This is a genomic window from Bradyrhizobium sp. HKCCYLRH2015, assembly GCF_051168215.1.
Taxonomy (GTDB): domain Bacteria; phylum Pseudomonadota; class Alphaproteobacteria; order Rhizobiales; family Xanthobacteraceae; genus Bradyrhizobium.
Genome location: NZ_JBNPUO010000004.1, coordinates 610,150 through 633,158, shown reverse-complemented (window position 1 = coordinate 633,158; position 23,009 = coordinate 610,150). Strand labels below are relative to the sequence as shown.

The 23,009-nt window shown below is 64.8% G+C and carries 19 protein-coding genes; 10 read left to right on the top strand and 9 right to left on the bottom strand.

Annotated elements, in window-relative coordinates:
* Positions 1-666: 666 nt before the first annotated feature.
* Positions 667-1,296: an HAD family hydrolase gene (locus ACQR1H_RS14000; protein WP_434907690.1), complete on the bottom strand. Its 630-nt coding sequence runs from the start codon at positions 1,294-1,296 to the stop codon at positions 667-669.
* A gap of 45 nt (positions 1,297-1,341) precedes the next feature.
* Positions 1,342-2,478 (bottom strand): alpha-hydroxy acid oxidase, encoded by a 1,137-nt coding sequence (locus ACQR1H_RS13995; protein ID WP_315799755.1) that lies wholly within the window; start codon positions 2,476-2,478, stop codon positions 1,342-1,344.
* Between the two features lie 419 nt (positions 2,479-2,897).
* Between ACQR1H_RS13995 and ACQR1H_RS13990 the strand changes: the two genes are divergently transcribed.
* The gene (locus ACQR1H_RS13990) at positions 2,898-4,232 is read left to right on the top strand and encodes a S41 family peptidase (protein ID WP_434907689.1); all 1,335 of its coding nucleotides are present in this window, start codon (positions 2,898-2,900) and stop codon (positions 4,230-4,232) included.
* A 250-nt stretch (positions 4,233-4,482) separates the two neighbouring features.
* Here the strand turns inward: ACQR1H_RS13990 and ACQR1H_RS13985 are convergent, their stop codons facing one another.
* The 5 genes from ACQR1H_RS13985 to ACQR1H_RS13965 all read right to left on the bottom strand — a co-directional run bounded on the left by ACQR1H_RS13985 (position 4,483) and on the right by ACQR1H_RS13965 (position 11,622).
* The gene (locus ACQR1H_RS13985) at positions 4,483-7,194 is read right to left on the bottom strand and encodes a bifunctional diguanylate cyclase/phosphodiesterase (protein WP_316236375.1); all 2,712 of its coding nucleotides are present in this window, start codon (positions 7,192-7,194) and stop codon (positions 4,483-4,485) included.
* Positions 7,195-7,346: 152 nt separating this feature from the next.
* Positions 7,347-7,841, bottom strand: coding sequence for a cyclic pyranopterin monophosphate synthase MoaC (moaC, locus tag ACQR1H_RS13980; protein WP_434848277.1), 495 nt, complete (start codon positions 7,839-7,841; stop codon positions 7,347-7,349).
* Positions 7,842-7,843: 2 nt separating this feature from the next.
* Positions 7,844-8,662, bottom strand: coding sequence for an indole-3-glycerol phosphate synthase TrpC (trpC, locus tag ACQR1H_RS13975; RefSeq protein WP_434896195.1), 819 nt, complete (start codon positions 8,660-8,662; stop codon positions 7,844-7,846).
* Positions 8,663-8,678: 16 nt separating this feature from the next.
* Entirely contained in the window at positions 8,679-9,692 is a 1,014-nt protein-coding gene (gene trpD, locus ACQR1H_RS13970) for an anthranilate phosphoribosyltransferase (protein ID WP_434896194.1), read from the bottom strand.
* Between the two features lie 22 nt (positions 9,693-9,714).
* Positions 9,715-11,622, bottom strand: coding sequence for a peptidylprolyl isomerase (locus ACQR1H_RS13965; RefSeq protein WP_316236378.1), 1,908 nt, complete (start codon positions 11,620-11,622; stop codon positions 9,715-9,717).
* A 222-nt stretch (positions 11,623-11,844) separates the two neighbouring features.
* On the opposite strand from ACQR1H_RS13965, the gene tpiA reads away from it, so the two are divergent.
* Positions 11,845-12,600, top strand: coding sequence for a triose-phosphate isomerase (tpiA, locus tag ACQR1H_RS13960; protein ID WP_316236379.1), 756 nt, complete (start codon positions 11,845-11,847; stop codon positions 12,598-12,600).
* 37 nt (positions 12,601-12,637) lie between these two features.
* On the opposite strand, the gene ACQR1H_RS13955 is transcribed toward tpiA, so the two are convergent.
* Positions 12,638-13,162 carry a GNAT family N-acetyltransferase gene (locus ACQR1H_RS13955; RefSeq protein WP_315799763.1) on the bottom strand — a complete coding sequence of 175 codons (525 nt, stop codon included), beginning with the start codon at positions 13,160-13,162 and terminating at the stop codon, positions 12,638-12,640.
* 2 nt (positions 13,163-13,164) lie between these two features.
* Positions 13,165-13,731 carry a helix-turn-helix domain-containing protein gene (locus tag ACQR1H_RS13950; RefSeq protein ID WP_434907702.1) on the bottom strand — a complete coding sequence of 189 codons (567 nt, stop codon included), beginning with the start codon at positions 13,729-13,731 and terminating at the stop codon, positions 13,165-13,167.
* Between the two features lie 209 nt (positions 13,732-13,940).
* On the opposite strand from ACQR1H_RS13950, the gene secG reads away from it, so the two are divergent.
* The 8 genes from secG (at position 13,941) to ACQR1H_RS13910 (ending at position 22,949) form a co-directional block, all read left to right on the top strand.
* Positions 13,941-14,324 carry a preprotein translocase subunit SecG gene (gene secG / locus ACQR1H_RS13945; RefSeq protein ID WP_315799765.1) on the top strand — a complete coding sequence of 128 codons (384 nt, stop codon included), beginning with the start codon at positions 13,941-13,943 and terminating at the stop codon, positions 14,322-14,324.
* A 167-nt stretch (positions 14,325-14,491) separates the two neighbouring features.
* Positions 14,492-16,123, top strand: coding sequence for a CTP synthase (locus tag ACQR1H_RS13940; RefSeq protein ID WP_434840510.1), 1,632 nt, complete (start codon positions 14,492-14,494; stop codon positions 16,121-16,123).
* A gap of 201 nt (positions 16,124-16,324) precedes the next feature.
* Entirely contained in the window at positions 16,325-16,651 is a 327-nt protein-coding gene (locus ACQR1H_RS13935) for an NIPSNAP family protein (protein ID WP_315756696.1), read from the top strand.
* Positions 16,652-16,768: 117 nt separating this feature from the next.
* Positions 16,769-17,632 carry a 3-deoxy-8-phosphooctulonate synthase gene (gene kdsA, locus ACQR1H_RS13930; protein ID WP_434840511.1) on the top strand — a complete coding sequence of 288 codons (864 nt, stop codon included), beginning with the start codon at positions 16,769-16,771 and terminating at the stop codon, positions 17,630-17,632.
* Entirely contained in the window at positions 17,632-18,843 is a 1,212-nt protein-coding gene (locus tag ACQR1H_RS13925) for an MFS transporter (RefSeq protein WP_434907688.1), read from the top strand. Before kdsA ends, ACQR1H_RS13925 begins: the two co-directional genes overlap by 1 nt.
* 1,083 nt (positions 18,844-19,926) lie before the next feature.
* Positions 19,927-20,208, top strand: a complete 282-nt coding sequence (locus ACQR1H_RS13920; RefSeq protein WP_434840513.1) for a YrhB domain-containing protein — start codon at positions 19,927-19,929, stop codon at positions 20,206-20,208.
* Between the two features lie 82 nt (positions 20,209-20,290).
* On the top strand, positions 20,291-20,839 hold the full coding sequence (locus tag ACQR1H_RS13915) for a DUF6998 domain-containing protein (protein WP_434840514.1): 549 nt from the start codon (positions 20,291-20,293) through the stop codon (positions 20,837-20,839).
* Positions 20,832-22,949: a KAP family NTPase gene (locus ACQR1H_RS13910; protein ID WP_434840515.1), complete on the top strand. Its 2,118-nt coding sequence runs from the start codon at positions 20,832-20,834 to the stop codon at positions 22,947-22,949. Before ACQR1H_RS13915 ends, ACQR1H_RS13910 begins: the two co-directional genes overlap by 8 nt.
* Positions 22,950-23,009 lie beyond the last annotated feature (60 nt).

Here is a 23,009-nt window from a genome sequence, read left to right as displayed (position 1 = left end):
AGATCCAGCGACGGGCGGTTGGTCAGAACCGCCCGTTCGCACATTCTGGCAGGTTTCGAACACACAAGAGCGCGAAGTAAGCGTGAAGACCATCGCGCAGGGAATGCCGGATGTCGGCTGGACCTGTGGTGACTGCCGCCTGCTTTTTTTCTGCAGGCGGGCCATGGGTTGCGGCCTGCAGCCCGGCATTCCCTGCGCCCTCCGACTTCGAGGGTGAACGACAGCAGCATCACTCGGGCTCACCGTGCCGCGAGAACAATTTCGCATGAATGGACGTCGTGATTGCGAGCGCAGCAACTCAGAATTTTTCCGCGGGGGGACTCCGTTTTTGCGCGGTGATCGAGAAGCGGAGTTTTCGTCTTTGCGAATTCCTCGTGCCTCTCTCACCGCCTCAAGCCTGTATGAGCTTCGATCCAGCGCCGCCCTCCGCTGTCGTCCCGGGCAAGTCACGACGCCGCGCCAGCGGCGGCGGGGCGCCGACCCGGGATCCATAGCCACAGGGAGATGTTTTGCGCACGATATCGAACGAGTCTTGCCAGATCATGGCTGCCGGTGGCTATGGGCCCCTGCGTTCGCAGGGGCGACAGCGGAGGTTGTGGCGGAGTTGCGGGCCCGAGCCTCGTTGATACGCCGCCGCCGGCCATGACGCGTCCTTCCGACAAACGCCTAGATCCCCAGCGCCTCCAGCGCCGCGGCGACATCGGCTGTCGAGCGCACCAGCACCGCATTCAGCCCGCTGGCCTGCGCGCCCTCGACGTTTTCGGCGAGATCGTCGAAGAACACGATCCGCTTGGCGGGCACGCCGATCGCTCGCACCACGTGATCATACGCCTCGGCATCCGGTTTGCGCAGCCCGATCGACGACGACAGGAAGATCTCGCGAAAGTGACCAAGCAGGTCGGCGTAAACAGGCGAGAAGTGATCGATGTGCGGCTGGTTGGTGTTGGAGAAGGCGTAGAGCGGCAGTCTCGAAGCCGCGCGTGCGAGCAGCGGGGCGATGCCCGGCATCGGGCCGACGAAGATCGCGTTCCAGCCCTCGAGAAACTGCGCGTCAGTGATATCGATGCCGAGCTGACGGCGCAGGTTGGCGAAGAATGCGGCATCGGATACGGTCCCGCGCTCGTGCCCATGATAGATCTCGTCGCGCACGAATCGGGCGGCAATGCGCTCCGGCGGACAGCCGGCATGCGCCGCCCAGCGCGAGACCACCTGGACGAAATCGATGTCGATGACGACGCGGCCAAGATCGAACAGCAGCGCGTCGGCTGCGCCGGGGCGGAGAGCGGAGGCGGGCATGGTGCGGGTCGGCGATGCCTTGCGTTGGACGGGAGCGGCGCCTCCTCAATAGCGATAGGGCTCGATGTCGACCAGCGGAAACGCGCTGACCACGCTCGGCAGGTTGGTGGCGGTCGCCGGATGCAGATAGGATGCGTTCAGCTCCGCGAACGAGGTGACGCCGAGCAGGCCGAGCGCGCGGATGACCTCGTCCTCCAGCAGCTCGAGCATGCGCAGGATGCCGTCCTCGCCGGCGGCCGCCAGCGCCCAGCATTGCAGCCGGCCAATGCCGACGAGATCGGCGCCGGAGGCGATCGCCTTGACGATGTCGGTGCCGCGGCAGAAGCCGCCGTCGACCATGATCCTGGCCCGGCCCTTCACCGCCGCGACGATCTCCGGCAGCACGTGCATCGCGCCGCGGCCATGATCGAGCTGGCGGCCGCCATGGTTGGAGACGTAGATCCAGTCGACGCCGTGATCGACCGCGATCTGCGCGTCCTCGGCGGTCGCGATGCCCTTGATGATCAGCGGCAGCTTGAACTTGTCCTTGATCAGCTTGACGGTGTGCCAGCTCAGCGCCTTCTGATGATCGCCGCCGGTCGCGCGCAGCCGGCTTTCGCGCACATAGCGCTTGGCGATGTCGCGCTCGCGCCGGCTGTAGTGGGCGGTGTCGACGGTGAGGCAGAACGCCGTGTAGCTGTTGGCGACGGCGCGGCTCACATAGTCCTCGACGAAGGCGTCGTCGCCGCGGACATAGAGCTGGAAGATGCGCAACGCGTCGGGAGCGGCCTCGGCGGTCTTCTCCAGCCCGGGCTCGGACACCGAGCTCAGCATATGCGCGGCCCCGAATCGTCCGGCGCCCCGAGCGACGCTGGCGGCCCCTGCCGGATCGAAGATTTCGAGCGCGCCGACCGGGGCCAGAACGACCGGCAGGCGCAGCCTGCGGCCGAAGGTTTCGACCGAGGCATCGACCCTGGAGACGTCGCGCAGCACGCGCGGACGGAACGCGATCTCGTCGAGCGCCATCCGGTTCCGGCGCAGCGTGGTCTCGGTTTCGGCGCCGCCGATGATGTAGTCCCAGGCATTCTGGTTGAGCTGGGCCCGCGCCTTGCGGATGAACTCGTGCAGGTTCTGGAACTTCTCGTCGCTCGAGCCGAGCTCGACGTTCCGCCACCCGGCCTCGATCGGGGTCTGTTGGTTCATGGTTGCCTCCCAGCGACTGTCACGTTTCCCGGTTTTGCCGCGGAGCATTGCCCATCGAGCGGTCCGGGTGCAAGCCATTCCGAACTGGAGTTCGCCGGGCCTGCAAAGGCGTTCGCCGCAGCCGCCGGCGGTCGAATCGCGTCGTCGCCCACGGCTCGTCGAAATGTGATGAGGGGGGCCCGTGAAAGACCGGGTATGTGCAGTCCGGGCTCAGGGGACAGGCGCAACCCTGATCTTGATTTCGGCCTCCGAACGTCCATTTCGGATACGGGCGCCGGCGGCCGGGCTCCGGTACGGCGGCGCAATATCGGCCTTGAAGAAACCGGAAATGTGGTGTGAGTTCGCAACACAATCGCGCCGGCGATGCGTGCGGACCCTTTGGATCGGCCGGCCATCAACAAACGCTCGGGAAGCAAACAATGCGGAAAAACTGGCTGTTCTTGGCGGGCACGATGACCGGCGTCGGTCTGACCCTGATGGTGACGGGTCCCGACGGCGCGCAACTCGTGGCGAAGGCCAAGGCCGCGGCCGGCATGGCCGACACCTACTCGCAGCTCAATTTGTTCGGTGCGGTGTTCGAGCGTGTCCGCGCCGACTATGTCGAGAAGCCCAGCGATCCCGCGCTGATCGAAGGCGCCATCAACGGCATGGTGTCGTCGCTCGATCCGCATTCGCGCTACATGAACGACAAATCCTGGCGCGACATGCAGGAGACGACGTCCGGCGAGTTCGGCGGACTCGGTCTCGAGGTCACGATGGAGGATGGCCTGGTCAAGGTCGTGGCGCCGATCGACGATACGCCCGCGTCCAAGGCCGGCATCCTCTCCGGCGACCTCATCGCCAAGATCGACGGCGAGAACGTACAGGGGCTGACGCTGGAGCAGGCGGTCGCCAAGATGAAGGGCGGCGTCAACACCAAGACCAAGCTCACCATCATGCGAAAGGGCAAGGACGCGCCGCTCGACGTCGTGCTGAACCGCGAGATCATCAAGGTGCGGCCGGTGCGTTACCACACCGAGGGCGGCGACATAGGCTACATCCGCATCACCTCGTTCAACGAGCAGACCACCGATGGTCTGCGCAAGGCCGTCGCCACCATCTCCAAGGAGATCCCGCAGGAGAAGCTCGCCGGCTACGTGGTCGACCTGCGCAACAATCCGGGCGGCCTGCTCGACCAGGCGGTGTCGGTCTCCAGCACGTTCCTGCCGCGCGGCGAGGTGGTTTCCACCCGCGGCCGCAATCCGGAAGAGACGCAGCGCTTCACCGCCCGCGGCGGCGATCTCACCAAGGGCAAGCCGCTCGTGGTGTTGATCAATGGCGGCTCGGCCTCGGCCTCGGAGATCGTGGCCGGCGCGCTGCACGATCACAAGCGTGCGACGCTGGTCGGCACGCGCTCGTTCGGCAAGGGCTCGGTGCAGACCATCATTCCGCTCGGCGCCGGCAATGGCGCGCTGGCGCTGACCACGGCGCGCTACTACACGCCGTCGGGCCGCTCGATCCAGGCGCAGGGCATCGCGCCGGACATCGAGGTCAAGCAGGACGTGCCGGACGAATTCAAGGATCGCGGCGATCTCAAGGGGGAGGCCGGCATGCGCGGCCATCTCTCGGCCGCCGACGGCACCGAGCAGACCGGGTCGCAGTCCTACGTTCCGCCGGACGAGAAGGACGACAAGGCGCTGCACGCCGCATTCAACGTGCTGCGGGGCGTCACGGTGAACGCCGATGTCCGCGCCAAGGCGGCAGTGCCGAACTGATCTGCGAAGTGGGCGGGTGCGCGGCTTGCGACGCTCGATGCTCACACCCGACGGGGCGGCCCTGAGGCCGTCCCGCCGCGGTTTTCGACCAGCGTGTACAGGCGGACACGGAGCATGTCCGTCTGTGTTCCGTAGATCATGGCGGAGCTGTGGACTTCAAGCGGCGAACGGGACGACCGGCCGGCAGGGTTTGAATCTGGCTTGCGGAAACGCCTCAAATTGCAACGGTATTTATCGGTTCGGAACCGGCTCAGGCGGCGTCCGAGCGCGAACGGCGGCCGGATGAGCGATTGGTGCGCTGCGCGGCGAACAATTGCCGCACGTCGGCCGCCGGCTTCGGAGGGCTGAAGAGATAGCCCTGCATCTCCGAGCAGCCGAGCCGTTTCAGCACCTGGCGCTGCGCCTCGGTCTCGACGCCCTCGGCGGTCGTCGACATCTTGCGGATGGCGGCGATGTTGACCACGGCCTGCACGATCGCCGCGGAGCCCTCGCTCTCGGTGATGTCCTGGACGAAGCAGCGGTCGATTTTGATCTTGTCGAACGGAATGCGCTGCAGATAGCTGAGGCTCGAATAGCCGGTGCCGAAATCGTCGAGCGCGATGCGGACGCCGAGCGCGCGCAACTGGTGCAGGGTGTCGAGCGCGTCGTCGTCGCGGATCAGCACTGCTTCGGTGATCTCGAGCTCCAGCCGATGCGGCGGCAGGCCGGAGGTCGCAAGGGCATTGGCGACCTTGAGCGCCAGGGTACCGCTCTTGAACTGCACCGGCGAGACGTTGACGGCGAGCCGGATGTCGTCCGGCCAGCTCACCGCCTCGGTGCAGGCGACCTGGAGGACGCGTTCGCCGAGCAGGTTGATGAGGCCGGTGTCCTCGGCGATCGGAATGAACTCGGCCGGCGAGACGCTGCCGCGCACCGGATGCTTCCAGCGCACCAGTGCCTCGCAGCCGACGATGCGGTCGTCCTGCAGGCTCAGGCAAGGCTGGTAGTAGACCTCGAGCCGATCGTCGGCGATGGCCTGGCGCAGGTCGACCTCGAGCTGGTGGCGCGCCTTGACCTGGGCGTCCATCTCGGGCTCGAAGAAGCGCCAGGTGCGCCGTCCCGCGCCCTTGGCGGCGTACATTGCCAGATCGGCGTTCTTCATGATCTGGTCGAGATCGGTACCGTGCTCGGGGATCAGCGCCACGCCGATCGAGGCGTCGGCGGTGAGCTGATGGCCGAGGCAGTCGCGCGGCGCGCGGATCGCGCCGAGAATGTCCTCGATCAGCTGTTCGACGTCCTCGCGGTTGCGGATCGCCGTCTGAACCACGGCGAACTCGTCGCCGCCGAGGCGGGCGACGAATCCCGTGGTGCCGACACAGGCGCTCAGGCTTGCCGCGACGGACTTCAACAGCTCGTCGCCGACGAGATGGCCGAGCGAATCGTTGACGCCCTTGAACTCGTCGATGTCGATGTAATGCAGCGCGAGGCGCCGGCCTTGGGGGACGCCGGTCAGCTCCTCCTTGAGGCGCTCGTGGAACAGGGTGCGGTTCGGCAGATCCGTCAGGGCGTCGTAGTGCGCCAGATGCGTGATCTGCTCCTCGGACCGTTTGCGCTCGGTAATGTCCTCGTGGGTGGCGAGCCAGCCGCCGCCCGCGATCGGCTCGTTGACGATCTGGATCCAGCGACCGTCCGTGGTCTCGATGATCTGCGAGGTCTTGCGGCCGATGTCGCGCAGCACCGCATCGGCATATTCGCCGTCGTCGCCCGCGAGCGAGCCGGTCGCCTTGCGGTGCGCGATCAGCTCGCGGAACGTGCAGCCTGGTTTCACGACGTCGGCCGACAGGCCGTACATGTCGACGTAGCGCTGGTTGCTGATGACCAGGCGCTCCGATGCGTCGAACAACAGGAGGCCCTGGGTCATGTTGTTGACGGCCTTGTCGAGCCGTTCCTTCTCCAGCGTCAAGCGGCGGCTCGAAACGTCGTGGTCGCTGATCAGCCGGCGCACGACGACGTAGAGCATGCCGGCGATCAGCAGCACCGATGTCACGCCGACGGCGATCAGGAAGCGCATCTGCTCGCGCCAGTCGGCGAGCGCCGCCGAGACCGTTGTCGTCGCGGTCACGATCAAGGGATAGCTCGTCAGCCGGTGCGATGCGCCGATGCGGTGCTCGCCGTCGACGGGGCTGCTGAAAATGCCCGTGGTGTTGCCATCGCCGGCCAGGATCTGGCGGAAGATCGGCGCGTTCTTGTAGTTCTGGTTCTGCATGCCCTCATGGCGTGGATGGCGGGCCAGAAGGGTTCCGTCGCGATGCATCATCGAGATCGCTGCGTCGGGCCCGAGCGCAACGGAGGCGAAGAACCGCTCGACATTGATGGGTTCGAGACTGCGGCTGATGATGCCCAGGAACTCGCCGCTGGGACTGGTCAGTTTCAGGGCGATGACCGCGACATAGGTGCCGGTGATCCGGCCCACGACCGGTTCGATCAGCAGTTGCGGCGCAGTCGGATCGGATTTCAGCCGCTTGAAAAATGTGCGATCGGCAATGTTGACGGGCGGTACCGGCCAAGCCGCTCCGGAGTTGATCAGGTTGCCCTCGGAGTCGAAGATGTTCAAACCGCCGACATAGGTCACCGCGCTCAGCTTGTCCTTCAGCATGGCATTGACGGCGGCACTTCCCATCTGCTCCTTGAAGCGGGCGCCGGTGTCGATGTGGTTCTGTCGGACGTAGTTGGCGAGATCGCGCTGGATCGCGCCGAGATCCTCCATCTGCTGATCGAAATGACGCGCCAGCAGAAGGACGGTGTTCTCCAGCTCGCGCGTCGCGCTGTTCAGCGCGCGTTCCCGGAAACTGTCGGCCATGATGGTCGTGCCGATCGCGATGGCTGCAATCAGCACGAGGCCTCCGCCGACCAGCCAGCGGATCGGTCCACCGCGGTCGGTCGAAGCTCTGAGGGCATTCCGTGGACTGGCGTTGGTCGTCATCGGCCCCTGAATACGCTTGCGATAGGCGCTTCGGGATGGACCGCTACGACGTCCCTCCCACAACCATTGCTATAGGCCCGCTATGGAAGTGAGGTTAGGAAGTTGAGTTAGCGAACAATTAATTCGAAGTTGTATTTGACTTGGTAATCTCTTCAGGCGCGATAGTGCCCGGACTTGCCGCCGATCTTCTCGGTCAAGTGGATACCTTCGATGCGTACGCCGCGCTCGGCCGCCTTGATCATGTCGTAAATGGTCAGGCAGGCGACGGACACGGCCGTTAGGGCTTCCATTTCCACGCCGGTCGGCCCGGTCACCTTGACGGTGGCGCTGACGATGCAGCCGGGTAGCGCGGCATCGGGCGTGATGTCGATGGTCACCTTGGACAGCGCCAGCGGGTGGCACAGGGGAATCAGCTCGGAGGTCCGCTTGGCGGCCATGATGCCCGCGATGCGGGCAGTGCCGAGCACGTCGCCCTTCTTGGCGTTGCCGGACAGGATGAGCTGGAGCGTCGCCGGGCTCATGACGACGCGGCCCTCGGCGGTCGCGGTTCGCTCGGTCGCGGCCTTGTCCGACACGTCGACCATGCGGGCTTCGCCGCGGGCGTCGATGTGGGTGAGGGCGGGAGCGTCGGGCGACTTGTCGGACATGGTCACTCAGCCGCGCTGGCGGAGGCGGCATTGCGCGCGAGCAGCGCGCGCGTCGCCGCCGTGACGTCCGCCTGCCGCATCAGGCTCTCGCCGACCAGGAAGGTCTGGATGCCGACGCGCGCCAGGCGCGCGAGGTCTGCGGGCGTGAAGATGCCGCTCTCGCCGACCAGCAGGCGCTCCTTCGGCACCAGCGGCGCCAGCGCCTCGGAGGTCGCCAGCGTGGTCTCGAAGGTGCGCAGATTGCGGTTGTTGATGCCGATCATCGGCGAGCGCAGCTTCAGCGCGCGATCGAGCTCGGCGCGATCATGGATTTCGATCAGCACATCCATGCCGTGGGCGAGCGCGGCAGCCTCGATGTCCGCAGCGGCGGCATCGTCCAGCGCGGCCATGATGATGAGGATGCAGTCGGCGCCGTGAGCACGCGCTTCGATCACCTGGTAGGTGTCGAACATGAAGTCCTTGCGCAGCACGGGCAGGGCGGTCGCGGTCCGCGCGGCGACCATGAAGTCGAGATGGCCCTGGAACGATGGCGTGTCGGTCAGCACCGACAGGCAGGCCGCGCCGCCGGCCTCGTAGGCCTTTGCGAGCACCGGCGGATCGAAATCGGCGCGGATCAGTCCCTTGGACGGCGAGGCCTTCTTCACCTCGGCGATCAGCGCGTAGTCGCCGTTTACGTGCTTGGCTCGGATCGCCGCCACGAAGCCACGCGGCGGCGAAGCGACGCGCGCGCGGGCCTCGAGTTCGGGCAGCGCGCATGCCCGCTTGGCTGCCGCGATCTCCTCGCGCTTATACGCTTCGATCTTGGTCAGGATGTCCGACATGGCACGCTCCGGTGGATCAGCTGTTGGAGACCTCGATCAGCTGCTTCAGTCGCGCTGCCGCGGCGCCGCTGTCGAGCGAATCGCGGCCGATTGCGACCCCGTCCTTCAGCGTCTTGGCACGGCCGGAGACGACCAGCGCCGCCGCGGCGTTCAGCAGAGCGACGTCGCGATAGGGGCTCGGCAGGCCGTCCAGCACGCTCTGCAGCGCCACCGCATTGGCCGCAGCGTCGCCGCCCTTCAGACCGTCGCTGCCGCACAGGCCAAGCCCGGCCTCGTCGGGCGAGACCTCGAAGGTGCGGATATGGCCGTTCTCCAGCGCGGCGACGAAGGTCGGGCCGGTCAAGGTGATCTCGTCGAGCCCGTCGGAGCCGTGCACGACCCAGGCGGCCTCCGAGCCGAGATTCTTCAACACGTGGGCCAATGGCTCGACCCATTGCCGCGAGAATACGCCGACCATCTGGCGCCTGACGCCGGCCGGATTGGACAGGGGACCGAGCAGATTGAAGATCGTGCGGGTGGCGAGCTCGACCCGGGTCGGTCCGACGTTCTTCATCGCCGGATGATGCGCGGGCGCGAACATGAAGCCGATACCGGCCTCATGCACGCATCGTCCGACCTGGTCCGGCTTCAGGTCGATCTTGACGCCGAGCGCGGCGAGCACGTCGGCGGCGCCAGAGCGGGACGACAGTGCGCGGTTGCCGTGCTTGGCGACCGGCACGCCGGCGCCGGCCACGATGAAGGAGGCGCAGGTCGAGACGTTGACCGAGCCGGAGCCGTCGCCGCCGGTGCCGACGATGTCGACCGCGCTCGCCGGCGCATCGACGCGCAGCATCTTCGCCCGCATCACGCTGACGGCGCCGGTGATCTCCTCGATCGTCTCGCCGCGCACGCGCAGCGCCATCAGCAGCGCGCCCATCTGCGACGGCGTCGCCTCGCCCGACATCATGCTGTCGAAGGCGGACGCCGCCTCCTCGCGGGACAGCGGCGCACCGGTCGCGACCTTGCCAATGATCGACTTGAGATCGTCCATCACGCGTGCCCCTAGCAAACCGTCACTGATTGTTGCCGCCGACCACCTGGGCCACGGCGGTCTCGTTGATCGTCGTCCCGATGTCCTTCTCGAGCTTCATGACGTAGGCCGTGCCTTGCTCGTCGGCGAGCGCGCGCTGCAACTGGTCCTTCAGCTTCTTGGTGTCCTCGGACGCGAGGTCGACCTTCGGATCGATGATGTCGGTGACACGGAACACGATCCACTGCCGGCCGCCATCAGCCTCGGTCTGGCCGACGCCGTCCTTGGCGGTGCGGAATGCGGCGGTGATCGCTCCGGTGGGGACGCCGGGCACCGAGGCGTCGCGCTTGAACGCGCTGGCCGTCTCGACCTTCACGCCCAGCGATGTCGCCTCATCGGCGAGCTTGCCGCCCTCGTTGAGCTTCTTGACCAGCTCGGTGGCTTTGGCGCGCAGCTTCGCTGCGACCTCGTCGTCGCGCCAGCGCGCGGCGACCTGATCCTTGACCTCGTCGAGGGCGCGATCGCGCGGCGGGGTGATGCCGAGAACCTCGAACCAGACATAGCCGCCGCGGAACGAGATCGGCTCGTTGTCGACACCGACGTCGCTGGTGAAGGCCTGCGCAACGACATCGAGGCCAAGCGGGATGTTCGAAACGGGCTGGCCGTTGGGTTGCTTGCCGGACCTGTCGACCGCTTCGAGCGTAACGGCATTGAGACCGAGCTTCTTGGCGGCCTCGGCCACGCTGGCGCCGCCGCCGCGCTCATCTTCCATCTTGTCGCGAAGATTGGCGACTTGCGACTTGGCGCGGTCGGCTGCGATCTCTTTCTTGATCTCGGCAGCGACGCTCTCATATTCGGGCTGCTGGCCCGGCTGAATCGCGCTGACCTTGACCAGCGCCACGTTGAACGCGCCCTTGACCGGCTGGCTGACCTCGCCGGTCGGCAGCGAGAAGGCGGTATCGGCAACGACAGGGTCGAGAATCGCCGATTTCGTCACCAGACCGAGATCGAGATCGGCCGGGTTGAGGTTGCGCTCCTTGGCGAGCTCGTCGAACGTGACTTCACCCGCGGCGATCCGGGCGCGCGCCGCCTGTGCCTCCTCCATGGTGGGGAAGGTCATCTGCTGGACCTGGCGCTTCTCCGGCGTGCCCATCAGCGCCTTGCGCTGGTCGAACAGCTTCCTGGCGTCCTCGTCAGAAACGTCGGTCGACTTGCCGATCTCTTCGGGTGTCACCACGACGAACGAGATCTTGCGATATTCCGGCGCCTTGAACTGGGCTTTGTGCTCATCGAAATAGGACGCGAGAACCTCGGGCGAGGGCGCATCGATGGTGCCGGCCTGCGCCGCGTCGAGCTTGATGTAATCGATCGAGCGCTGCTCGTTCTGGAAGCGGCTCAGCGCCTCGAGCATCGTGTTGGACGGCTCCAGCCCGGCCGCGATCGTGCCGGTGATCTGCCGCCGCAGCGACTGTCGTCGCTGGTCAGCCAGATAGCGCTGCTCGGTGAAGCCGAAATTGCGGATGATGGCCTGGAAACGCTGCGGGTCGAATGCCCCGTTCGGGCCCTTGAAGTTGGGATCGCTGAGGATCACCCGCATGGTCTCCGCATCGGACTGGGCGAGACCGAGACGGCGAGCCTGCTCGTCGAGGGCGGCTTCCGCAATCGTCTGCTGCAGCACGGAGCGGTCGAGCCCGAACATGTGGGCCTGCTCGGTGGTCAGCGGACGGCCGAGCTGGCGGCCGATCTGCTGCAGCCGGTCGGTATAGATCTGCCGGAACTCGTTGATCGAGATCTCCGTGCGTCCCACGGTTGCAGCCGTCGACTGCCCGAAGCCGCGGAAGATGTCGGCGATGCCCCAGATGCCGAAACTGACGATCAAAACGCCCATGACCACCGCCATGATGGTCTTGCCGAGCCAGTTTGATGAGGCCTTGCGTAATCCTCGAAGCATGGGTCCAGTCTGTCTGCAGGAAAAAGGATGAAGAGGCCGCGCCTTAAAGCAGATTCCGCGAAAGGCCGTCGCCGAGTTGAAACGGCTTATAAAGAGGCAGCCGCCCGGTCGCAACCTCGGCCCTGAGGCCGATTGAAGCGGTGAGAAGACGGCTCCCGCTCTGGTGCTCCTCGAAGGGCTCTGCTAGCCGATGTCCGTCACAACATTTGCTGGAATCCCGCCATGACCGACCGCATCCGGCCGCTGATCGCCGGCAACTGGAAAATGAACGGCCTGAAGGCCTCGACCACCGAGTTCGACGCTATGCTGGCCGGAGCCGCCGAGGTCACCGGCAAGGCCGACCTGCTGGTCTGTCCTCCCGCCACCCTGGTGGCAGGCTTCGCCGAGCGGGCGCGCGGCACCCACGCGATCGCGATCGGCGCGCAGGACTGCCACCCTAAGGCCTCAGGAGCCCATACCGGGGACATTTCGGCGGAGATGCTGGCCGATGCTGGCGCCAGCGCCATCATCGTCGGCCATTCCGAGCGCCGTGCCGATCATGGCGAAAGCGATGTTGTGGTGCACCAGAAGACCGAGGCGGTGTGGCGCGCGGGGCTGGTCGCGATCGTTTGCGTGGGCGAAACCCAGCAGCAGCGCGATGCCGGACAGACGCTCGACATCCTGCGCGGCCAGCTCAACCTCAGCCTGCCGCAGGACTCACGGGCCGACAACCTGGTCGTGGCCTATGAGCCGGTTTGGGCGATCGGCACCGGCCTCACGCCGACCGCCAAGGATGTCGAGCAGATTCATGCCTTTATTCGGCAATTGCTGATCGACCGCTTCAAGGAGCAGGGGGCGCGCATGCGTATCCTCTATGGTGGCTCGGTCAAGCCCTCCAATGCCGCCGAGCTGATGGCGGTCGCCAACGTTAACGGGGCGCTTGTCGGCGGCGCTAGCCTGAAAGCGGCTGATTTTCTCGCAATTGCGAAGGGCTGTTGAGAGCCGAGCTGAGCCGGGCGCTCTGATGCCCTGCGCCTCATGCCGCTTCTCCAATCCGCTTCCAATAGATCATCGTGCCGGTGAGGCCGCCATGCGGCTTCACGGCATAGTCTGGAATGATGCCGCTCAGCTGGAAGCCGACGCCTTCATAGAGTGATGAGGCGCCGCCATCTTCGGCGGTGTCGAGCACGAGCATCGTGCGGCCGTGCCCGCGCGCGAGGGTTTCTGCCGCATCCAGCAGAGCACGTGCGACGCCGCGCTTACGATGGCTCACGCGGGTCATCATCTTGGCGATCTCGGCGCGATGTGGCTGGTTCGGCGGCAGCTTCAGCTGCAGCGTCACCGTCCCGATCAGATCCTGCCCGTCAAAGGCCCCCAGCACGATTCGTTCGCCGCGCTCCGCGGCCGCGAGCGAGTCCTGCCAGAAAGCATCGGCATCGCCGGAGCTGAGCGGGTGCATGAAGCTGACGGACCCGCCATGGGCCACTGTTTCGATCAGCATCGCGCTCAGCGCCGCGCGAATGGCCGGCGTGTCGGACAAGGCTGCGATTCGCGGTAACATGCTCAACTCCGGGCAAGCGCCACGACATAGACGCAGGGCGCGTCCGACTCGTTGGCAAAGGTGGTGTCGATCGGTGGGCCGAAGCCGAGGCAGTCGCCGGGGCCGAGGACGTGGCGGTCCGCGCCTTCCGTGATGGTCAATTGTCCGCTTTGCACCCAGAGAAGCTGGCGGATGTGGATGTATGAAGAGGCCGGCAAGGTCACGCTTCGGTGCGCCGGCATCTCGACCGTTACCAGCTCGATCGGATGATCCGGCCTGAGAAAGACCTGGCGCCTGACATAGCCCGTCTCCGGATCGCGCCAGACCGGCTGCTCGGCCGCCTTGGACAGGCGCTCCGACTGGGCTTCGGCGCGGAGCATCAGGCCGGCCAGCGTGAGGTCGAACGCGCTTGCGAGCTTGACCAGGATGACCGCGGTCGGGCTGACCTCGGCACGCTCGATCTTGCTGATGGTTGCCTTCGACACGCCGGAGCGTTCGGCGAGGTCGGCCAGCGACCACCCGCGGGCGTCGCGTTCCAGCAGCAGGCGGCGCGCGAGCCGTTGGCTGAAATCGTCCACTATTTGATTCATTCGTCTCTTATAATGGATATCGAGGCGGACGGCAAGGGCGACCCCGAGGGCTGCATCGGCGCTTGTGTGAAGCGTGCTTGCGATTATCTGCGGGGTGGCGTTGCTCGACACGATCGTGTAACACCGCGCAAATTTCCGAATAGCCCGCGAAGCTCTCGCGATCCCGGCCTCCGGCCGGGGCCTGCGAGGGCTTGTGACGGAAGGTCACCATGCAGACTGTCTTGATCGTCATTCACCTCATGATCGTCGCCGTCCTGATCGGCGCGGTGCTGTTGCAGAAGTCCGAAGGCGGCGGCCTCGGCATGGGCGGCGGCGCCGGCTTCATGTCGAGCCGCGGCACGGCGAACCTGCTGACGCGCACCACGGCGATCCTGGCGGTCGGCTTCTTCCTCACCAGCCTGGCCCTGACCTGGCTGGCAGGATACGATCGCAAGCCGGCCTCGATCCTCGGCACCGTGCCTGGGCAGACCCAATCGGGCGGGGCGACCCCGGTGGCGCCGACCAGCGGTGGCGTGCTCGACCAGCTCAAGAAGGCCGACGAGCAGCAGGCCCCCGCGGCACCGAGCGCGCCGCAGGCCCCGCAGTCGCAATAAAGCGGGCAAGCCATGCAGGAACGCAGTTGGCGTCCTGCATCATGAGGCGGTCTCAAGTCCCTGAGGCCATTCATATTTTGACGTCACCCACAGGCCCGCGACGACGTTGCGGGCCGACCACGATTCGTTTTGGCGAATCGAGCGCGCGGCATTAAAGGTAGGGTCCCATGGCGCGGTACATCTTCATCACCGGCGGCGTGGTTTCCTCGCTCGGAAAGGGTCTGGCTTCAGCCGCGTTAGGCGCGCTGCTGCAGGCCCGCGGCTACAAGGTCCGGCTTCGCAAGCTCGACCCCTATCTCAACCTCGATCCAGGCACGATGTCGCCGTATCAGCACGGCGAAGTGTTCGTGACCGACGACGGCGCCGAGACCGATCTCGATCTCGGCCATTACGAACGCTTCACCGGGCGGCCCGCGACCAAGGCCGACAACATCACCACCGGGCGGATCTATCAGGACATCCTGACCAAGGAGCGCCGCGGCGACTATCTCGGCGCGACCATCCAGGTCGTCCCGCACGTGACGAACGCGATCAAGGATTTCGTGCTGTCCGGGAATGACGAGTACGATTTCGTGCTGGTCGAGATCGGCGGCACCGTCGGCGACATCGAGGGCCTGCCGTTCTTCGAGGCGATCCGTCAGCTCGGCAATGAGCTGCCGCGCCATCACGCGATCTACATCCACCTCACCTTGCTGCCGTACATCCCGAGCGCGGGGGAGTTGAAGACCAAGCCGACGCAGCATTCGGTCAAGGAGCTGCGCTCGATCGGCATCCAGCCGGACATCCTGCTGTGCCGCACCGACCGCCCGATCCCGAAAGAGGAACGGCGCAAGCTCGGCCTGTTCTGCAACGTGCGCGAAAGCGCCGTCATCGAGGCGCGCGACGTCGACAACATCTATGCCGTGCCCGAGGCGTATCACGCCGCCGGTCTGGACGACGAGGTGCTGGCCGCGTTCGGCATCGAGCCGCGGGTGCCGCCGGCGCTGTCGAGCTGGCACACGATCAACGAGCGCGTCCGCAACCCGGAAGGCGACGTGACGATCGCGATCGTCGGCAAGTACACGGGCATGAAGGATGCCTACAAGTCGCTGATCGAGGCGCTGTCGCATGGCGGCATCGCCAACAAGGTCCGCGTCAAGCTCGACTGGATCGAGAGCGAGGTGTTCGAGAACGAGGACCCGGCGCCGTTCCTCGAGCACGTCAACGGCATCCTGGTGCCCGGCGGCTTCGGCCAGCGCGGCGCCGAGGGCAAGATCCGGGCGGCGCAGTTCGCGCGGGAGCGCGACGTGCCGTATTTCGGCATCTGCTTCGGCATGCAGATGGCGGTCATCGAGGCCGCGCGCAATCTGGTCGGGATCACCGAGGCCAACTCGACCGAGTTCGGTCCGACGAACGAGCCGCTGGTCGGTCTGATGACCGAGTGGCTGCGCGGCAACGAGCTGGAGAAGCGCTCCAAGAGCGGCGATCTCGGCGGCACGATGCGGCTCGGCGCCTATCCCGCGGCGCTCAAGCGCGGCAGCCGCGTGTCCGAGGTCTATGGCGGCGCGACCGAGATCTCCGAGCGCCATCGCCACCGCTACGAGGTCAACACCGCCTACAAGGACCGGCTCGAGCAGCACGGCCTGAAATTCTCTGGTCTCTCGCCCGACGGCGTGCTGCCAGAGATCGTGGAGTACGAGGACCACCCCTGGTTCATCGGCGTCCAGTTCCATCCCGAGCTGAAGTCGCGCCCGTTCGAGCCGCATCCGCTGTTTGCCTCGTTCATCCAGGCCGCGGTGGTGCAGTCGCGACTGGTGTGAGCGGGAGCTGCTCTCCCCGCGCAAGCCGTCGTTGCGAGCGGAGCGAAGCAATCCAGGGTCCTTGCGCGGCCCTGGATTGCCTCGTCGCTGACGCTCCTCCCAATGACGGTCGGGGCGAGAGCCGCGGCCTTTGACGACTGCGCCGATTGTTGCGACAAGGCTCCCTGATCGTTCGAAGCAACAGAGATCAGGGAGGATCACATGATCTACGAGAGCCGCATCTATCGCTGCATTCCGGGCCGGCTGCCGGCGCTGTTGAAGCGCTTCGAGACGACAACCTTGAAACTGTGGGAGAAGCACGGCATCCGCCCGGTCGGCTTCTTCACCACCCTGATCGGCGAGTCCAACCAGGACCTGACCTATTTCCTCGCCTGGGAGTCGCTCGCCGAGCGCGAGACCAAATGGACCGCGTTCATGACCAATCCGGACTGGATCGCGGCGCGCGCCAAGAGCGAGGAGGACGGCCAGATCGTCGCCAACATCACCAGCCAGTTCCTGGTGCCGACCGCGTTCTCGGCGCTGAAGTAGAGGCCGGAGAGGGGCGGGGATGACCGATCCCCGCAACCCTGCTATTCGCGGGGCCGCACCGGGTTGATCCGGCGGCCTGCGCCGGGTCATGGTCGCGCGCACGAAGAGGATGAAGTTGTGAACGCTCCGATCTCCGCCGCGCCGGTCGTCAGCCTCGGCTCCGTCAAGTTTGGCAATCAGCTGCCGCTCGCGGTCATCGCGGGACCGTGCCAGCTCGAGAGCCGCGCCCACGCGCTCGAGGTCGCCTCGGCGCTGAAGGAGATCGCGACGCGGCTGAACATCGGCCTCGTCTACAAGACCTCGTTCGACAAGGCCAACCGCACCTCTGGCTCCGCCGCGCGCGGGCTTGGCCTGGCGCAATCGCTGCCGATCTTCGCCGAGATCCGCGCCTCGCTCGGCCTTCCCGTGCTGACCGATGTCCACGACGCGAGCCAGTGCGCCGAGGTGGCGCAGGCTGTCGACATCCTGCAGATCCCCGCCTTCCTGTGCCGGCAGACCGATCTGCTGCTCGCGGCCGCCGCGACCGGCAAGGTGATCAACGTCAAGAAAGGCCAATTCCTCGCGCCGTGGGACATGGCCAACGTCGTTGCCAAGATCACTGGTGCTGGTAATCCCAATGTGCTCGCCACCGAGCGCGGCGTCTCGTTCGGCTACAACACGCTGGTCTCGGACATGCGCGCGCTGCCGATCATGGCGCGCACCACCGGAGCCCCGGTGATCTTCGATGCGACGCACTCGGTGCAGCAGCCGGGCGGGCAGGGCACCTCGTCTGGCGGCCAGCGCGAGTTCGTGCCGGTGCTCGCACGCGCGGCGGTCGCGGTCGGCGTCGCCGGCGTATTCATCGAGACCCATCCCGATCCGGATCATGCGCCCTCCGATGGACCGAACATGGTGCCGCTGGCCGAGTTCGAGGGACTGCTGCGCAGGCTGATGGCGTTCGATGCGCTCGCCAAGGCACAGACGGCAGACGCCGCGCGCTGATGCACCAGACCGCTGCCAAGCCCGCGAAGCAGAAGTTTCCACCGGCCGTGAACATCATCGCGCTGGCGGGCTTCTCGGCGGCGCTGTCGACGCGCGCGCTCGATCCGGTGCTGCCGCATGTCGCCGAGGATTTCGCGATCAGCATCACCACCGCGGCCGGCATCGCCGCAGGCTATGCGCTGATCTACGCGCTGATCCAGCCGGCGATCGGCGCTGCCGCTGACCTGTTCGGCAAGGCGCGGCTGATGACGCTGTGCCTCGCCTTGCTCGGCGTCGCGAGCCTGCTCGGCGCGCTCGCCACCTCGTTCCCGCTGCTGTTCGCGACGCGCATTCTCGCCGGCATCGCCTCCGGCGGCGTGTTTCCGGTGGCGCTCGGGCTGACCAGCGATCTCGTTGCACCCGACAAGCGGCAGGTCGCGATCGGCCGCACGCTCGCGGGCTCGATGGCGGGCAACCTGCTCGGCGCGACGGCATCCGGCATCATCGGCGATCTCATCGGCTGGCGTGGCGTGCTCGCGATCCTCGGCGCGCTCGGGCTGATCGCCTCGCTCGCGGTGGCGGCCGGTTTTCGCGGTGCCAAGGTCACGCACGTGCCGACCACGGATCTCGCCGCGCTGAGGAAGGGCTACCGCACCATCTTCACCAACCCCAATTCGCGCTTCTGCTTCTCGGCGGTGTTCGTCGAAGGCTGCTGTGTGTTCGGCCTGTTTCCGTTCATCGCCTCGTTCCTGTTCGATCTCGGCGAGACATCGCTGTCGATCGCCGGCATCGTCATCGCGGGCTTCGCGGTCGGCGGCCTGTTCTATACGTTCACGGTGTCGAACTTTCTGCCGCGGCTCCGCGTCAAGGGCATGATGATCGTGGGCGCCAGCTTGGTTGGTCTGCAGCTCGCCGCGCTGGCCTTCGGTCCCGGCTGGAAGCTGCAGTTTGCCTGCATGCTGATGATGGGCTGGGGCTTCTACATGATCCACGGTTGCCTGCAGGTGTTCGCCAGCGAGCTGTCGATCGGGGCCCGCGCCACCGCGATGTCGCTGCACTCGTTCTTCTTCTTCATGGGCCAGACGGTCGGCCCGATCGCCTATGGCTTCGGCCTGGTCCATGGCGGCAAGCAGCCGACGCTGCTCATCGCCGCCGCGCTCATGGTCGTGCTCGGCTTCGCCTGCGCCGCGCTGCTGCGGCAGCGGCCGCCGGCGGATGCGGCGGCGAGCTGACCGCCCTGTCGGGCACAGGTGCATGCTCATTGCATCTGAAGACACCGAGCCATAGCCGCAGGAACGCCTGCTCATTTGTAGCTCCGTCATGGCCGGGCTTGTCCCGGCCATCCACGTCGTCCGGCACGCCGAGAAGGACGTGGATGCCCAGGCCTTCGCCGCGCCGAAGCGGCTTCGGCCGCGCAGGCGGGACAAGCCCGGGCATGACGACGTGGAGACAGGCGAGCGCATAAAGGCCATCGTTTGCTGCTTTAGCCCTGGGCGCACACCGCCGCCATCTCGCGGCGCATCTGCGTCCGAGCTTTGCCTTTGGACATGCCCTCCTTGTGAGAAGAGGGCACGGGGAATGCCGGGAGCTGGCCGCCCCCATGGCCCGCCTGCGGAAAAAAATGCAGGCGGCGAGAACCACAGGTTCAGCCGAGACATCCCGGCATTCCCCGCGCGATGGTTGGGCGGCTTATACGTACTCTCCCCGGGGACCGGGCTGTCTTGCCCCCGTGACCGGCGGATCATCACCACCAGCGTAGCCTCAGCGTCGGGAGGCCAGGACCATACGACTTCGCCGGTGTATCAGGCCCGTTCGTCCGCATGACTGATCACGCTGCGAACCCGACACACCCACCGCATCCCGCCTCAACGTCCGTGACGACCGCGAAGCGCCCCTCTGATCGAGACGGGACGGGGGCAGTCAATCATTAATTCCGATAAAGCGAAAGTGAAATATTCTTAGCGGGAGGTCTGAGAGCGGTGATCGGCTTGAAAGCGTGGCACAAATTGGCTTTCGAGGGCAACGGTTTGATGGTTGCGTCGACTGAGAAGGTCGATCGGGAGCGTGCCCGTCGGGCGACTCAGTGGCCATAGGCTCGCGGGCGGGAGAAGATTCATTCAGTGGTGCGGTACAGGGCTGAGGCCCAGGAGGGCCTGCTCAACTGAAAAGTACCAAGCTAAATAGATAAGTATCAGCGAGGCCACACAGGCGCAGGCTGCCTGAACATTCCCCGAAACACGTTCTGAACTTGTTCGGAATGCCCACAACGAGCGGGTATAAGTATGCCGGTTTGTATGGTGTTTGAGGACTCACGGATGGTTTCTTTCGACGAAGCGAGAGAGTTGGCCGCCAGTCATATCGCGGGACTGGAGCAAGTGGCTGGATGCGAGTTGGTGGTTCTTGAAGAGGCCACGGAAAATGTGGAGAAAGGATGGGTCTTCTTTTATGACTCGAAGTTGCATCAAGAGACGGACGAGTTTCAGTATACGGTTGCCGGAAACGCTCCCATCTTCATAGATCGGAACGGCAAGCTCCGAAATTTGCCGACCTACCTCTCGTGGCAGGAAGGGCTGAAGCTGGTGCTTGCAGAAAATTGAGACGATGTTTGATCGTCGCTCTAGAAAATAACTGCCGGAAATACGTCTTTGCTCCCGCCAAATCTTCTTGCAGGATGGCGGCATGACAACCGAAGATCGTTCCTCCACGGATATCTCGCCCATCAATGTAGACGCTGCCGCACGCGTTCGTGCAATCCTGGCGGCCGTCCGCCCCCTGGCAGCCGAGTACTATGCCCTTACAGGTAAACCCCTCGGCGTCACCGGTGAGATCGCCGAGTTCGTCGCCGCGGAATGCCTCGATCTTGAGCTCACGGTGGCGCGTACCGCTGGGTATGACGCCGTTCGCCAAAGTCCGGACGGTCCGGTCCGTATCCAGATCAAGGGCCGCGCCTGCACCGGGAATGCAAACCGAGGCCAGCGGATCGGGCGCATCAAGCTCGACTCCGCCTGCGACGTGGTTCTTCTGGTGCTGCTAAACGCCGCGATCCTTGAACCAGTTGAAATGTGGGAAGCGCCCTTCAGCTCGGTCTCCCGGCGCCTTGCCGAACCGGGCTCTCGGGCCCGCAACGAACGCGGCGCCCTCAGCATCAGCGATTTTAGGCGACTGAGTGGCGCCCGCCAAGTCTGGCCGCGCGAAATGTCATCAGTAGAAAAGAGGTGCCATGGCTGAGGACAGCAAGGAGAAAGGGTCGGAGTCGCCGGGCAAGCCTGAGCGCCCGATCGATCATGCAAGCCAGGATGTCCTTGGGCGGTTGAATTTCGTCCGGCGACTGGCGGATTCATTGATTGATAAGCTGACGCAAAAGTCTCGCGGCATTGCCGTTGGCATTACGGGACCTTGGGGAAGCGGTAAGTCTTCAATCCTAAATCTGTTAAGCGAGCATTTAAAGACAACGTATCCCAAATCGGTCGTGGTCCGTTTCGATCCGTGGCTCATCTCTGGTCGCACGGATTTGATCGGTGAATTCATTCGCGAACTCATCCGTACGATCAATGCAGGGTCGAGGGCGAGCGCGCAGCTACGGAAAATTGGGCAAACCCTCGCGACCTATGGCGGCTATATCGCCCCAATCGCTAGTATGGCGAACCCGCTGCTTGGCCTCATCATGAAAGGCGGAGCGGACGCCTACAAAGAGGCGGCCAAAAGCAGCGAGAGTCTCAGCGCCCTGAAATCCCGCCTCATGAGGGAACTCGCTGCGGTCGATGTGCCGATCGTCGTTTTAATCGACGAGCTCGACCGGGTTGAAGATGAAGAAATACGCACCATCGCGCAATTGGTCCGTTCCGTCGCCGATTTCCCCGGAATCTCCTACGTCTTGGCCTACGACGAGAAGCGCGTCGTTCAGGCCCTGGGACTGGGGCATAGCGACGCGACCGCTGAAAAGCGCGGCCGCGCCTATCTTGAAAAGATCGTCCAACTCCAAATTCCCCTTCCAACAATCTTTGCGAATGAGGTCGCCGAGCTTTTGACGAACGAGCTCCAGATGCTCAAAGACCAGCTCGCTTTGCCGGACGGCTTCGACACGCTGGACCGCTATCAAAAGCTGGTCAAGCTTCTCTCCGAACAAGTTCTAGATACGCCTCGCGATGTGTCACGACTGACGGGCACGTTCCACGCGATCGCCGGAATGTTGCGCGACGAAGTGGACTGGATCGATCTGCTCGGCTTCAGCGTCCTCCTTACAAAGGCACCCCAGGCAGTGGAATTGCTGCGGTCACAGCCCGACGAGTTTACGAGCGAGATCTTCTCGGAGGCAGGTATGGTTCGCCGCCTTCAGGATCGGCTCGACCACCAGGAGGAAAAAAAGGGAGAACGGCTCAAAAAGCTGCTGCCAGACTCCGAGTATCCCGAGGGTATCCGATCATTGCTCGGGTTTATGTTCCCGGTGGTCTCCTCGGCGTTGCAAAGTGAGAGCCGAGACGACGATAGCCCGGATGCGATCCACCATCGCCGTCCATTCATAACAACCTTGAGATTGGGCTTGCCACCTGGCGAATACTCGCGGACCAGCATTCTGGCGTTTTTGAAAGCTCCGCCTGAAGAGGCTCCAGAGATACTTCGTACAGCATTCAGCAAAGGCTCCCTGCGCGCATTCATCGATCGATTTGACGACATCTACACCCAGGTGCCCAGCATCGACCATGTTAATCTATGGCGCGGCATCGCGCTCTTTGCCAGAAAGCCTGACTGCGAATGGCTTCATAGCTACAGTCCGATGCACGAAATCGTTCAAAATCTCGCTGAGATCCTAGAGAATTGCGTTCGGCGCAATCCAGATTTCCAAGAGACAGCCACCAAGATCTTCGTCAACCTCAAGAACCAAGAAGAAGACGAACTCGTACCTTTGTGGCTTCGTCGGCAAGTCTTTCGTCATGGTCTCTATGGACATTTGAAGCATCCCGAAAATGCGGCTATTCTAACCGCAGAGCAAACGGACGCAGTCGCCAATGACCTGTCTCATCGCTGGCGAACGGAGCACTTGAGCGGGAAGCTGATCCCATGCCGTTGGGACCTGACGCCGATTTACACCATGCTCGATACGGGGATCTGGGACGATCCATGCCGGAGAGCGCTGGATGCTGAGCTGAACGATCAGCGTGTGGTTGATGGTCTCACGCTCATGCTCTACGGCGGAATTTACTTCACCGATCAGGAGACGATCTCAAAGATCTGCACCTACGATCAATATCGCGCCAAAGTGGATATGCGACTAAAGAGCGACAATATCGAAGCCTCCCTGCGGGTCGCTTTGGTAAAGGCCAGAGACGGGCGGTGGTGAAGCGCCTGACGCTCTCCCAATGCGCACGCCACGGATGGGCGTTATGGACTGCGATGATCG